At 72.1% G+C, this 13,789-nt stretch carries 11 protein-coding genes; 5 read left to right on the top strand and 6 right to left on the bottom strand.

From position 1 onward, the window contains the following. Positions 1 to 42: 42 nt before the first annotated feature. Complete coding sequence (locus OG542_RS27405) at positions 43 to 765, bottom strand: FadR/GntR family transcriptional regulator (RefSeq protein WP_311125607.1); 723 nt, start codon at positions 763 to 765, stop codon at positions 43 to 45. Between the two features lie 247 nt (positions 766 to 1,012). Between OG542_RS27405 and OG542_RS27400 the strand changes: the two genes are divergently transcribed. Genes OG542_RS27400 through OG542_RS27380 form a run of 5 tightly spaced genes read left to right on the top strand, consistent with a single transcriptional unit; the run spans position 1,013 to position 7,577 of the window. After that, a complete protein-coding gene (locus OG542_RS27400) occupies positions 1,013 to 2,641 on the top strand; it encodes an ABC transporter substrate-binding protein (protein WP_328414133.1) in 1,629 nt (542 codons plus the stop codon). A 22-nt stretch (positions 2,642 to 2,663) separates the two neighbouring features. Continuing rightward, complete coding sequence (locus OG542_RS27395; RefSeq protein ID WP_311125609.1) at positions 2,664 to 3,626, top strand: ABC transporter permease; 963 nt, start codon at positions 2,664 to 2,666, stop codon at positions 3,624 to 3,626. Between the two features lie 8 nt (positions 3,627 to 3,634). Next, the gene (locus OG542_RS27390; RefSeq protein WP_328418132.1) at positions 3,635 to 5,608 is read left to right on the top strand and encodes a dipeptide/oligopeptide/nickel ABC transporter permease/ATP-binding protein; all 1,974 of its coding nucleotides are present in this window, start codon (positions 3,635 to 3,637) and stop codon (positions 5,606 to 5,608) included. Then, a complete protein-coding gene (locus OG542_RS27385) occupies positions 5,605 to 6,648 on the top strand; it encodes an ABC transporter ATP-binding protein (RefSeq protein ID WP_328414131.1) in 1,044 nt (347 codons plus the stop codon). The genes OG542_RS27390 and OG542_RS27385 overlap by 4 nt, the downstream gene beginning before the upstream one ends. Next, complete coding sequence (locus OG542_RS27380; RefSeq protein ID WP_328414129.1) at positions 6,645 to 7,577, top strand: dihydrodipicolinate synthase family protein; 933 nt, start codon at positions 6,645 to 6,647, stop codon at positions 7,575 to 7,577. Before OG542_RS27385 ends, OG542_RS27380 begins: the two co-directional genes overlap by 4 nt. On the opposite strand, the gene OG542_RS27375 is transcribed toward OG542_RS27380, so the two are convergent. The 5 genes from OG542_RS27375 to OG542_RS27355 all read right to left on the bottom strand — a co-directional run bounded on the left by OG542_RS27375 (position 7,574) and on the right by OG542_RS27355 (position 13,755). After that, on the bottom strand, positions 7,574 to 8,758 hold the full coding sequence (locus OG542_RS27375) for a sialidase family protein (RefSeq protein WP_328414127.1): 1,185 nt from the start codon (positions 8,756 to 8,758) through the stop codon (positions 7,574 to 7,576). The genes OG542_RS27380 and OG542_RS27375 overlap by 4 nt on opposite strands. Positions 8,759 to 8,797: 39 nt before the next feature. Further along, positions 8,798 to 9,460 carry a response regulator transcription factor gene (locus OG542_RS27370; protein WP_328414125.1) on the bottom strand — a complete coding sequence of 221 codons (663 nt, stop codon included), beginning with the start codon at positions 9,458 to 9,460 and terminating at the stop codon, positions 8,798 to 8,800. Next, entirely contained in the window at positions 9,457 to 10,671 is a 1,215-nt protein-coding gene (locus OG542_RS27365; RefSeq protein ID WP_328414123.1) for a sensor histidine kinase, read from the bottom strand. The genes OG542_RS27370 and OG542_RS27365 overlap by 4 nt, the downstream gene beginning before the upstream one ends. A 143-nt stretch (positions 10,672 to 10,814) precedes the next feature. After that, positions 10,815 to 12,902 (bottom strand): MMPL family transporter, encoded by a 2,088-nt coding sequence (locus OG542_RS27360; RefSeq protein ID WP_328414121.1) that lies wholly within the window; start codon positions 12,900 to 12,902, stop codon positions 10,815 to 10,817. Between the two features lie 154 nt (positions 12,903 to 13,056). Then, the gene (locus tag OG542_RS27355; protein ID WP_193477972.1) at positions 13,057 to 13,755 is read right to left on the bottom strand and encodes a TerB family tellurite resistance protein; all 699 of its coding nucleotides are present in this window, start codon (positions 13,753 to 13,755) and stop codon (positions 13,057 to 13,059) included. Between the last annotated feature and the right edge of the window lie 34 nt (positions 13,756 to 13,789).

Here is a 13,789-nt window from a genome sequence, read left to right as displayed (position 1 = left end):
CCGCGCCCGCTCGGCAGGGAGCCGAATCACCCCGGAGCGGAATCACCCCACCCCCCGCGACTCCTCCGCCGCCCGCGCCTCGATCCCCCGGAAGTGGACCGCCATCGCCCGCTGCGCGCCCTCCACGTCGCGGGCGCGCAGGGCGGTGACGATGTCGCGGTGGCGGCGGACCGTGATCTCGGGGGTCGGGTCGTCGGTCCAGCCGCGGGCGCCGGAGACCCGCCGGAAGACGGTCCAGAAGGCGCCGAGGAGCTGGGGGACGAGGGCGTTGCCGAGGGAGGCGTACAGGGCCTCGTGGAACTCTCGGTCGAGGTCGGGGAAGGTGCTGCCCATGCGGCCCGTGCCGCCCGCGGACTCCATGCGGGTCACCACGCCCTCCAGGTTGTCCAGTTCCGCCTCGGTGAGTGTCGCGGCGACCCGGCGGATCAGGCCCTCCTCCAGCACCGCGCGGACCTGAAGGATCTCGGCGAGGGCGCCGGTGTCGTCGTCGTGCCGGGCCAGGGTGCGGAAGGTCAGGCCGTCGACGAGCGGGGTGAGGGAGGCCTTGCCGACATAGGTGCCGTAGCCGTGTCTGATCTCGACGATGTCGAGGGCCTGGAGGGCCTTGAGGGCCTCGCGGACGGAGTTGCGGCTGACACCGAGGGTCTCCATCAGCTCGGCCTCGGTGGGCAGCGGCGCGCCGGCGGTGAGTCTGCGGTCGAGGATGAGCTGGACGACCTGGCGCTGTATCCGGCTGGTCCTGGGCTCCTCGGACATGCGCCGCATCGTACGCGCCCCAGACGTCCCACGTCCCACCTCTGGCGGTACCCAGTGCCGGGCCCGCCCTGATAGGCCGTCAACTCACGCCATTTCACAGTGCCATTGGTGCGACCTCTGGCAGATACGCCATTCGTGTGCGACCCCTTGACCGCCCTCACGCCCCCTCCTATCGTCGCGCTGACCGCCCGGACGTAGGACGTCGTATCTCCCTCCCTCCTTCACACCTTTCCAGACCTCTCCCTCTGGAGGACCCGTGCGCGACGTGACCCATGACGTACCGGCGCCGCACCGCCGGACGTTCCTGAAGTACACCGGCGCGCTGGGCGCTGCCGCCGCCGTCTCCGCGTCGCTGTCGGCCTGTTCGTCCGGGCCGGAGTCCACCAACGAGACCGGCGGGGGCGACGGCGAGAACCCGACGCTCACCGCGGTGATCGGCTACGGCAACGACGGCAGCTGGGACCCGACCCAGACGGCGTCCGCGTTCTGCATGGCCGCCAACAACCACATCTACGAGGGTCTGCTGGACACCGATCCGATCTCCCGAGAGCCGTACGCGGCCCTGGCGACCGAGGTGCCCAAGGACCCGGACAGCACGTCCTGGAAGTTCGCGCTGCGGGCCGGTGCGAAGTTCCACGACGGGAAGCCCGTGACCGCCGACGACGTGGTGTTCGTCTTCGAGCGGATCCTCGACCCGGACACCCAGACCCTCGCCAAGGGCTTCTTCGCGAGCTGGCTGAAGGAGGTCCGGAAGATCGACGCGCGGAACGTGGAGCTCGTGCTCAAGTTCCCGTTCCCGGACGGGCTCGCACGGCTGACGCTCGCCAAGATCATGCCGAAGCACGTGTTCTCCAAGCCGGGCGGCTGGGACGAGGCCATCAAGGGGCTGGCCGTCGGGTCGGGGCCGTACCGCCAGACCGCGCACCACCCCAAGTCGAACACCACCTTCGAGGCGTTCGCCGACTACAACGGGCCGCGCAAGCCCGCCTTCCGGAAGATGAACTGGCTGACCATCGTGGACGCGGCGCCCCGCGTCGCGAAGATCTCGGGGTCGAGCGCGGGGGCCCAGATCGCGGACAACATCCCGTACGCCAACATCGGGCAGTTGGAGAGCGGCGGTCTGACCGTCGCCGGCGGGGCCGGGATGAACAACCTGTTCCTGATGTTCAACACGAAGCACAAGCCCTTCGACGACGTACGGGTGCGCCAGGCCCTGCACTACGCCATCGACACCGGCAAGATGGTGGAGGTCGCGCTCAAGGGGCGGGGGAAGCCGGCGAGTTCCTTCCTCGACGAGAGCAACCCGTCCTACCGCCGGGCCAAGGCCGTCTACGACTACGACCCGGACAAGGCGAAGGCGCTGCTCAAGGCCGCCGGGGTCAAGGGGCTGAGCATCGAGATCCTCGCGGTGAACGTCAGCTGGATCGTGGACTGCCTGCCGACCATCAAGTCCTCCTGGGACGCGATCGGGGTCCGCACGACCCTGTCGCCGCAGGAGACCACGGCCGTCTTCACGAAGATGGACCAGAAGCAGGACTACCAAGTGGTCGCCGCCGCCTCCAACCCCAACCAGTTCGGTCTCGACGCCGATCTGATCATGCACTACAACTACGGGCCCGAGAACCTGTGGATGCAGTACACACGCTGGGCTGGCGACTCCGTCGCCAAGGCGCTCTTCAGGGACATGGACCGGGCCACCCGGGAGCCGGACGCCGGGAAGAAGAAGACGATGGTCCAGGACTACATCGACGTCGTCGCCGAACAGGCCGTGCTCTACCCGGTCGTCCACAACGAGCTGATGACGGCCTGGAACCCCAAGCGGCTCAGCGGGATAAGGCCACAGCCGTACCCCGGCATCAACCTCCTCCAGGCCAAGTGGGCCTGACGGACAGGAGGGCCTTCGCCACGTGATCGCCGTCGTACGGATTCTGCTCCGCCGTATCGCCCTGCTCGTGCCGCTGATGCTCGGCATCGTGCTGTTCGTGTTCCTGGTGATGCGGTTCTCGGACGTCGACCCGGCGTCCGCGTTCTTCCAGGGCGCCAACCCGACACCCCAGCAGCTGCACGACTTCCGGGAGGAACACGGCCTGCTCGACCCGCTGCCCGTGCGCTACGTCGACTTCGTCGCCGACGTGCTGCACGGCGACATGGGCACCAGCGCGCTGACCCGGGCGCCGGTGATCGACCAGGTCACCACCGCGCTGCCGCTCACCCTCCAGCTCACCTTCCTGGGGCTGGGCGTCGCGGTCGTCCTGTCCCTGGTGGGCGGGGTGACCGCGGCGATCTACCGGGACCGGCTGCCCGACCAGATCATCCGGGTGGTGTCGCTGACCGGCGTCGCCGCGCCCGGCTTCTGGCTGGCCCTGCTGATGATCCAGTACCTGGCCGTCGAGCTGGGCTGGTTCCCTACCGGCGGCTACATCAACCCGGCCGACTCCTTCACCGGCTGGCTGAAGACCATGACGCTCCCCGCCCTCGCGCTCTCCCTTCCGGTGGCGGCGCAGCTGACCCGGATCGTGCGGACGGCCGTGGTGGAGGAACTGGACAAGGACTACGTACGGACGGCGATCGGGAGCGGGCTGCCGCCGCGGGTGGTGGTCGGGCGAAACGTCCTTCGGAACGCCCTGATCAACCCCCTCACCGTGCTCGGCCTGCGCGTCGGCTATCTCCTCGGCGGCGCGGTCGTCATCGAGACGATCTTCTCGCTGCCCGGCATGGGCAAGCTGATGATCGACGCCGTGAAGAACGGCGATCCGGCCGTCGTCCAGGGCGTCGTCCTGACCACTGCGGCCGGGTTCGTCGTCGTGAACCTCGTCATCGACGTCCTCTACCTGCTGGTCAACCCGCGACTGAGGGATGCGACCACGTGATGACCCGCATGATGTCCCGCAAGAGCCTCGCCGAGGCGCTGTCCCGGCCCGGCGTGCGGCTGCGCGGCCTGCGCCGGCTGCCGTTGCTGTCGAAGGTCGCCGTCTGCTTCCTGGCGGTCGTCGTCCTGATGGCGCTGCTCGCGCCGGTCCTCGCCCCGCACGATCCGCTCGACCAGCAGCCGCCGGTCGACGGCACCGGGCATCCGTCCGCCGCGCACTGGATGGGCCAGGACAGCCTCGGCCGGGACATCCTCAGCCGGCTGATGTACGGGGCGCGCTGGTCGCTGGCGATCGGGCTCGGCGCCACCGGTCTGGCGCTGGTGGCCGGCGCGCTGCTCGGGGCCGTCGCCGCCACCTCGCGCAAGGCGGTCGACGAGACGCTGATGCGCTGTCTGGACGTCGTGATGGCGTTCCCGGGCATCGCCCTGGCCGCCGTGCTGGTGGCGGTGTTCGGCGGTGGCATCACGGTGCTGATCTGCGCGATCGCGTTCCTGTTCACCCCGCCGGTGGCACGGGTGGTCCGGGCGAACGTCCTCGACCAGTACGGCGAGGACTATGTGACGGCGGAACGGGTGATCGGCGCCCGGACCCCGCACATCGTGCTGAAGCACGTCGCGATCAACTGTGCCGCGCCGGTGCTGGTGTTCTGCACGGTCCAGGTCGCCGAGGCGGTGGTCTTCGAGGCGTCGCTGTCCTTCATCGGGGCCGGTGTACGGCCGCCCGACCCGTCCTGGGGCAGTGTCATCGCGGACGGCAAGAACATGGTGCTGACCGGGGGCTGGTGGGCGACCGTGTTCCCCGGGCTGCTGATGCTGGTCACGGTGCTGTCGCTGAACATCCTGTCCGAGGGCGTGTCCGACGCGTGGGCGGCCCCGTCGGCGCGGGAGGTGGAAGCGCCCGGCGACGACCGGCTCCAGGCGCCGGAGCCCGGCAGCGGGGAGGTGGTGCGGCTGCCCGGCCTGGCGGAGGCGGCCCGGCGGCTGCGGGCCCGGGCGCGCCGTCTGCCCCGGGACGGGCAGCCGGTGCTGGCGGTGGAGAACCTCGCCATCGGCTTCGACCAGCGGCACGGCGGCGTGGACATCGTGGACGGCATCAGCTTCGAGGTGCATCCCGGTGAGGTGCTGGGCCTGGTAGGCGAGTCGGGCTGCGGCAAGTCGCTGACCGCGCTGGCGGTCATGGGCCTCCAGCCGAAGGGAGCGCGCGTCAGCGGACAGGTGCGCTTCCAGCAGCGGGATCTGATCGCCGAGCCGATGCGCGTACGCCGCAGGCTCCTGGGCCACGAGATGGCGATGATCTACCAGGACGCGCTGTCGTCGCTGAACCCGGCGATGACGATCCGCGCCCAGCTCAAGCAGGTCGTCCGGCGCGGCGGGCGGCGCGGTCCGGCCGAGTTGCTGACGATGGTCGGCCTCGACCCCGAACGCACCCTGCGCAGCTACCCGCACGAGCTGTCCGGCGGGCAGCGCCAGCGCGTCCTGATCGCCATGGCCCTGTCCCGCGACCCGAAGCTGATCGTCGCCGACGAGCCGACGACCGCCCTCGACGTCACCGTGCAGGCCCAGGTCATAGAGCTGCTGCTGCGGCTGCGCGAGGAGCTGGGCTTCGCGCTGATCCTCGTCTCGCACGACCTGGCGCTGATCGCGGACGTCACCGACCGGGTGGTGGTGATGTACGGCGGGCAGATCGTGGAGACGGGCGTGACCGCCGACCTGGTGGAGGCACCGGCCCATCACTACACGCGTGGCCTGCTCGGCAGTGTGCTGTCGCTGGAGTCGGCGCAGGAGCGGATGACGCAGATCAGGGGCGTCGTGCCGTCTCCGGCCGACTTCCCGGCGGGCTGCCGGTTCGCCGACCGGTGCCCGCGCGCGAGCGATATCTGCCGTACGACGGCTCCGGTCCTGACCGGCCCCGAGGCGCACACGGCGGCCTGCCATCACCCGGCCATAGAGCTGTCGGTCACCGAGACCGAGGCGGTGTCATGAGCGAACTGGTCGAGCCGCCCGGTCCCGCCCTGGTGGAGCTGGCACAGGCGCATGTCGTGCACAAGGCCCGCAGCGGCGGCCTGTTCACCCGGGACCGGGTGTACGCCCTGACCGGCGCCGACCTTGCCATCGCGCCCGGCGAGACCGTCGGCGTGGTCGGCGAGTCGGGCTGCGGGAAGTCGACGCTGGCGAAGGTGCTGGTGGGAGTGGAGCGGCCGACGCGGGGGACGGTGTCGTTCCGGGGCCGGGACCTGTGGGCGATGCCGGCCGCCGAGCGCCGGCGGGCCGTCGGCGGCAGTACCGGCATGATCTTCCAGGACCCGTCGACGGCCCTGAACCGCCGCCTGCCCGTCCGGCAGATCCTGCGGGACCCGCTGGACGTGCACGACCGGGGCACAAGGAGCCAACGCGAGGATCGTGTGCGGGAGTTGATGTCACTCGTCGGTCTCCCCCGGGCCCTCGCCGACGCCCTGCCGGGCCAGTTGTCGGGCGGGCAGCGGCAGCGCGTCGCGATCGCCCGGGCGCTGGCGCTCGACCCGGACCTGGTCGTGGCGGACGAGCCGACGAGCGCCCTGGACGTGTCGGTCCGGGCGCAGATCCTCAACCTCCTGCTGGATCTGAAGGAACGCCTGGGCCTGGCCCTGGTGTTCGTCTCGCACGACATCCAGACGGTGCGGCGGATGAGCGACCGCGTGATCACCATGTACCTGGGCCGGATCGTGGAGGAGTCCCCGGCCGCCCTGGTCACCGACCGGGCCCGGCACCCGTACACCCGCGCCCTGTTCTCCGCCACGCCCGGCCTGCTCGACCCGATCGACCCCATCCCACTGGTCGGTCCGGTGCCGTCGGCGACCCGCCCGCCGAGCGGCTGCCCGTTCCGCACACGCTGCTGGAAGGCGGACGGGACCTGCGCTGCGGCGATGCCGGACTTCTCGGCCGCGTCGGCCCCCGCGCACCGCTTCCGCTGCCACCATCCTGTCCAGGAGGACGAGTCGACCCGCGACCTCGTCCGCCAGAGCGACCCGATGGAGGCTCCATGACCCTCACCCCGCTGACCGGTGTCATCCCGCCCGTGTGCACGCCCCTGACACCGGACCGCGAGGTGGACGTCCCCTCGCTGCTCAGGCTGGTCGACCATCTGCTGGCCGGCGGGGTGAGCGGACTGTTCGTGCTCGGCTCGACGTCCGAGGCGGCGTATCTGCCGGACCGGCAGCGCAGGCTGGTGGTCGAGTCGGTCGCGGCCCACGTGAGCGGACAGCTCCCGGTGCTGGCCGGGGCGATCGACATGACGACGGCCCGGGTCCTGGACCACGTCGCGTCGGTGACGGCGGCCGGAGCGGACGCGGTCGTCGTCACCGCCCCGTTCTACGCCCGCACCCACCCGGCGGAGATCGCCCGCCACTACCGCGTGGTCGCGGCCGGCAGCCCGGTCCCGGTCATCGCCTACGACCTTCCCGTCGCCGTCCACACGAAGCTGCCCGCGGACGTGGTCCTGGAACTGGCGGCCGACGGTGTCCTGGCCGGGCTGAAGGACTCCAGCGGCGACCTGGCCGCCTTCCGCCAGGTCCTGACCGGCGCCCGGAACCACCAGGGCATCACCGGATTCAGCGTGCTGACCGGCTCCGAGCTGGTCGTCGACGCGGCGCTCGCGCTCGGCGCGGACGGGACGGTGCCCGGCCTCGGCAACGTCGACCCGCACGGCTACGTCCGCCTGGACCGCCTGTGCCGCTCCGGGGACTGGAAGGAGGCCCGTGCCGAACAGGAGCGGCTGTGCGCCCTGTTCGGCATGGTGACGGTCGGCGACCCGGCCCGTATGGGCCCCGGTTCCTCGGCGATCGGCGCCTTCAAGGCCGCGCTGCACCTGCGGGGCGTGATCGACTGCCCGGCGACGGCGGAGCCGCAGGTGCCGCTGTCGCCGGACGAGGTGGAGCGGGTGGGGAAGTACCTGGCGGCGGCCGGGCTGCTCTAGAGCCGGCCGGTCCGCAGGCGGCGGAACTCGATCGTCTCGTAGGTTCCCTGGACTCCCGTCTCGTAGAGGATTCCCACCGTCTTCCGGCCGAGCGGCACCAGGTCGGAGTAGGCCGCGGGCTGCTGGGAGAGCGTCAGTACCTTGGTGAAGCCGGCGCCGCCGTCGGTGCTGCGCCAGAGGGCCATCGCCCGGCGGGCGGTGGGGACGGACGGACCGGAGAACAGCAACGGGCCGTGGCGGCCTGAGAGTTGCAGGACGCTGCCCTGGACGACCGGCACGTCGTTCAAGGTGGGCTGCACGGTGTACGGCCGGTCCAGGGACCGGCCGCCATCGCGCGAATGGCTGTCGAGGCGATTGCCGGTGCTCGTGCCGTGCTGGTCGCGTGCGTTGAAGTACACCCTGCCATCCGGAAGTTGGGCGGCGATCGACTCGTTGGCGTTGTTCACGCCGTCGTAGGAGTCGTCGACGAAGCCCGTCCGCCAGGTCCTGCCGCCGTCGTCGCTGAGGAGCGCGTGGGCGCCGTAGTAGCGGGGCTCCTGGCCGGTGTCCGGGGAGCCTGCGGGCGGGGCCGCCGAGTGGTTGGCGGGGACGACCAGCCGGCCCGCGTACGGGCCCCGGGTGAGTGCGATCGCGTGGCCGGGGCCTGTCGCGTACCAGCGCCAGGACGGGCGCTTGACCTGCGCGGTGATCTCACGGGGTGCGGTGAAGTGCCGGCCGTCGTCCCGGCTGTGCTGCACGAACACCCGGCGGCTCTGCTCGGGCGTGACCTCGCCCCGCATGATCTGGGCCTCCGTCACCTTTCCGCTGTTGTAGGAGGTGAGGAGCACGACCGCGCCGGTGCGCGGGTCTACGACGGGCGCCGGGTTGCCCCGGGTGTCGCCCTTCCCGGCGGCGACGACGGTGAGCGGCCCCCAGGTGCAGCCGCCGTCAGCCGAGCGCCTGAGGACGACATCGATGGCGCCGGTGTCCCCCGCGCCGCCGCGTCTGCCCTCGGCGAAGGCGAGGACGGTGCCTTCGCGGGACGTGATCGCGGCCGGGATGCGGTACGTGTCATAGCCGCCCACGCCCGAGACGTACGGGACGGAGGACGTGCAGCCGGGGGCTGCCGAGGCGGTGGTCGTCGCGGTGAGGGCGGTGAGGAGGACCGTGGTGACGAGGAGGGTGCGGTTGAGACGTCTCATCCTGCTCCTGAAACGGTGGCGTCGGACCGTGCCTGTCCGTCAGATGCTCCCCGGTGTCACGACACCCGACTCGTACGCCACGATGACCAACTGCGCCCGGTCCCGTGCCGACAGCTTGCCCATGATGCGGCTGACGTGGGTCTTCGCGGTCAGCGGGCTCAGGCCCAGCACCTCGGCTATCTCGGTGTTGTTGAGGCCCCGCGCGACCAGGGCGAGCACCTCCCGCTCGCGCTCGGACAGACACTCCGGGCCGCCGGTCACCGGTGCCGAGGGGCTGCGCAGGAACCGCTCGATCAGCCGTGCCGTGGGCCCGGGCGACAGCAGGGAGTCACCGGCCGCGACCGTGCGGATGGCGTCGAGGAGTTCGGCCGGCCTGGTGTCCTTGACCAGGAACCCGGAGGCGCCGGCGCGCAGGGCGTCCACGATGTACTCGTCGGTGTCGTAGGTGGTGAGGACCAGGACGCGGACGCCCGCGAGGTCGTCGTCGGCCGCGATGAGCCGGGTCGCCTCGATGCCGTCCAGGTCGGGCATGCGGATGTCCATCACCACCAGGTCGGCGCGCCCGGTGCGGGCCAGCTCCACGGCCTGACGGCCGGTGGCGGCCTGGCCGACGACCCGCATGTCACGGGCCGACTCCACGAGCATCGCGAACGCCTCCCGCACCAGCGTCTGGTCGTCCGCGAGCAGCACTCGGATGGTCATCCGGTCCTCTTCCCCGTCGTGGTCAGCGGCAGGACCGCGGCCACCTCGAATCCGCCCCCGGGGCGCGGTCCGGCGTCGAGTGTGCCATTCACACTGCGGGCCCGCTCCCGCATTCCGACGAGTCCGAAGCCCGGGGTGCCGCCCGAGGCGGGTCCGGTGCCGTCGTCGCTGACCGACAGATGCAGTGCGCCCTGCCGCTCCTCCAGCTCCACACGGACCGAGACATCGGGTCCCGCGTGCCGGACCGCGTTCGTCAGGGCCTCCTGCACGATGCGGTAGGCGGCGGCGCCGACGGCGGGCGGTGCGTGCCGTATCCGTACGGCCTGCTCGACCCGGGCACCGGCCAGCCGCGCGACCTGAGCCAGGTCGGGCAGGCCGTCGAGGCCGGGCAGCGGGCCGCGGGCCTCCGGCGGGCCGTGCTCGCGCAGCACCTCCAGCGTCGTACGGAGTTCGCCGCGGGCGCTGCGGCAGGTCTCGGCGATGTCGTCGAGGGCCTTGGCGACCGTCTCCCGGTCGAGCCGCTCGGGGTCGGCGGACAGTACATGGGCGGCGACGGAGGTCTGCACGCCGATGAGGGTGATGCTGTGGGCGAGCAGGTCGTGCAGATCCCGGGCGATCCGCAGCCGCTCCTCGGCGACCCGCCGCCGGGCCTCCTCCTCCCTGGTCCGTTCGGCCCGTTCGGCACGCTCCACTATCGAGGCGACGTAGTGGCGGTAGAACCGCACGTCGACGCCGAGGAACAGCACGGCGACGACCCAGCCGGATGCCTTCAGCAGCCCCAGCGCCTCTTGGGCGCTGATGGTGAGCATCACGCCCACCGACAGGGTGATGACGCCGATACCGACCAGGACGGTGCGCAGCGCCCGGCCGGTGACGGCGACGGTGTAGAGGGCGACGTACGCGGCCTGGGTGGCCGCGGTGTGCGTGTAGCCGAGGAAGTGGTAGGGGAAGACGCAGGCCACCACGGCGAGCAGGACGAGCACCGGACGGCGGCGGCGCCACACCAGCGGCACGTGGGAGACGAGCAGCAGGGCCCAGCCGAGCGCGTCGGGCCTGCGGCCGTCGTCGACGAGCAGTGCGAGGGCGACGGCGAGCGCGGCCGTCAGAACGGCGAGCAGCGCGTCGTTGCGGAGGGCGTGAGGGGCGGTCAGGGGATCGCGATTGATCGCCGCGATGATCCGGTTGCCAGTGGTGGGTGCCTGCACGGTCACATCCTCGGCGCAGAAGGCGCCCTCCGGGAGAGGAAGGGCGCCTCGTTGGCTCAGCTGCGGGCAGTCGTGCCGCTAGGGGCGGCACGGGTGGGCGGTGGGGGTCCCCCCGCTCGAGCGCAGCCGAGAGTGGGGGAGGCACCCCGCTACGCCGGGCTGCGCACCCGCCCCGCCTCAGCCTCAACAGGCAGTTCCGGTGCACGCGAGAGCCGCCCCGGCCACCAAACCCTGCGCCGCAGCAACACACTCGCCGTAGTGACCAGATACGTACGCACCAGGAACGTATCCAGCAACACCCCCACCGCGATGACGAACCCGAGTTCCACCAGCCCGACCATCGGCAGCGTAGTCAGCACAGCGAACGTCGCCGCGAGCACAACCCCCGCAGAGGCAATGACCCCACCCGTCATCCGCAGCGCGGTCAGCGCGGCCGCCTCCGGCTCGGCCCCCCGCACGGACTCCTCCCGCATCCGGTGCATCAGGAAGATGCCGTAGTCGACCCCGAGGGCGACCAGGAACACGAAGGACAGCAACCCGAGCCCCGGATCCGTACCGCCGAACCCGAGCACCGGCTCGAACACCAGCCCGCCGATGCCCAGCGCCGCACCCCACACCGCGACCACCGCCGCCAGCAGCAGCAACGGCGCGACGAGGCTGCGCAACAGGCCGACCAGGATGACGAACACGGCGGCGAGCACCAACGGCACGACCACCTTGCGGTCCCGGGACTCGCTGTCGGCCAGGTCGATCCGCTGGGCGCTGGGCCCGCCGACGTAGGCGCCCGTGGGGTCGAGCCCGGCACGCAGCGCCCCGATGGCCCGGGTCTCACCCGCGGTCTCCGGCGCGGCGCTGGTGAAGACGGCGATCTCGGTCCAGCCCGACCCGCTGCGCCCCGGGGCCACGTCGGCGACACCGTCGGTCGCACGGGCCCGGTCCAGCACCGCCTGAGCACGGTCGGCAGGAGCGATGACGGTGACGGGCCGGCTGCTGCGCTCGGGATACTCCCGGGCCAGCGTCCGCATCGCGGTGATCGACCCGGGCCGCTCGGTGAAGGAGTCCTCCTGCTTGATGCTGCCGGACAGATTGAGCGTGCCGAGCGCGAGGGCACCCAGCAGCACGCCCCCACCGACCAGGACCATGGCGGGCCGCCGCGTCGCCGAGGTGCCCATCGCGGCGAACAGCGACCGCCGGGTCTTCGGCTCACTCCCGAACGCGGGGATCAGCGGCCAGAAGACGCGCCGCCCGAGCAGGACCAGCACCGCGGGCAGCAGGGTCGTCATGGCGACCAGCGCCGCGAGCACCCCGACCGTGCCGACCGGCCCCATGCCGCTGCTGCTGTTGAGGTCGGCGGCGAGCAGGCACAGCAGCCCGGCCGCGACGGTCCCCGAGGAGGCGAGGATGGCCGGCCCGCAGCCGCGCAGGGCGGTGCGCATGGCGTCGTACGGCCGCTCGTGGCGCCGCAGTTCCTCGCGGTAGCGGGCGATGAGCAGCAGCGCGTAGTCGGTGCCGGCGCCGAGGACGAGCACGGTCATCACGCCGCCGCTCTGGCCGGTGACGGTGACGTCGAACACTTCGTGGAGTCCGTATCCGGCGGCCATGGCCGTGGCGGCGGCGACGCCCGCGACGGCGAGCGGGACCAGCCACAGGAAGGGGCTGCGGTAGATGAGGATGAGCAGCACGGTGACGACGCCGAGCGTGGCGAGCAGCAGAGTGGCGTCGAGCGTCCCGAACACCTTGTTCATGTCGGTGTTCAGCGCCCCCGGCCCGCCGACCTCCACGCTCAGCCCGCCGCCGCCCTCGGCGATGTCGCGCACCCCGTCGACGAAGGCGTCCCGGGCCTCCTCGTCCTGGCCCGGCTGGGTGCTGGAGACCGGGTACATCAGGGTGGAGCCGTCCTCGGACGGGACGCCCCGCGTCTCACCCGTCAGGTCGAAGGCGCCGCTCACCTCGTCGACCTGGTCGGCGGCGGTGCGCCGGTCGGCGTCGGTCAGACCGCCGCCCCGGTGGTACACGAGCACCAGGTCGGTCGACTCCCCGCCGGGCAACCGGTCCTGGATGCGCGCCACCTGGGTGGAGTCGGCGCTGTCGGGCAGGTAGTCGACCGCGCGGTTCTGCTGGATGCCGGAGAACTTCCCGGCGAGCGGCCCGAGCAGGACGAGGGCCGCCAGCCACAGTCCGACCACCACCCAGGGCACGGCCCGCCGCCGCCCCGTACGTGTCCTTGTGTCCCCCATCAGCCGGGCTCCCTCCGGGTCGGGTGTCTGGAACGCTCTCCAGACTCCCGGCGCGCGGGGGCGGGTTCGTCGGGCGCGAGACCGAGTTGAGGGGTACTGCCCGGGGCGGCCCGGGCCGCGGACTACTCCCCGGGGAGTAACGCGGGGACGTGTCCTACGACGGTGTCCGCGCGGCGGCCGCCAGCAGCCGGGTCACGTCGTCCGAGCAGATGGTCAGCGCCGCCCCCACCGTCGCGAGGACGTCCCGCTCGGCCGGGGTGTACGGGCCGTCCGCCAGGGCGATGCGGGCGCCCTGGAGCAGGATCGATTCGCGGCCGACGGTGGCGAGGTGCGGCGCGAGCGGGTCCAGTGCCTCGTGCAGCTCTATGGCCAGCCCGGCACCGCAGGGCTCGCCGGTGATCCGGCCGGTGTCCGCCTCCAGCGCCTCGACGAGGGCGGCCAGCTGTTCCTCCGTGCAGTCGTCGAAGCCGGCCGCGCGCACGGCCAGCACGGCGGCCTCCAGTGCCGTACGGGAACCGGCGCCGCCCGCGGCCAGTACCGCGAGGGCGACGGTGTGCACGGCGTCGCGGAGCATCGCGGAGAAGCGGGTGGTCGTCGGATGGTCGAGGACGTCCGTGCCGAAGTGGCGGCGGCAGGCGGCGCACTCCACGACCGGGCCGGTCTCGCCGCGCGGCAGCACGGGCAGGCCGAGCAGGGTGAAGCGGCGCTGTCCGGTCAGCCGCTGGTAGTTGCGGTCGCCGCCGCAGCCGGGGCAGAAGAACTCCCCGTCACCGGCGGCGGTCCATGCGATACGGGTGCCCAGGATGCTGGAAAACCTGGCGGCATGGCCGTTTCGTCCCCGTCCTGGCAGCACGTCGCACCTCCGTCACGCCGCACGGCAGCGTCGC

It is taken from the genome of Streptomyces violaceus, from assembly GCF_036014075.1.
Taxonomy (GTDB): Bacteria; Actinomycetota; Actinomycetes; order Streptomycetales; family Streptomycetaceae; genus Streptomyces; species Streptomyces violaceus.
This window is presented reverse-complemented; position numbering and strand designations above follow the sequence as displayed.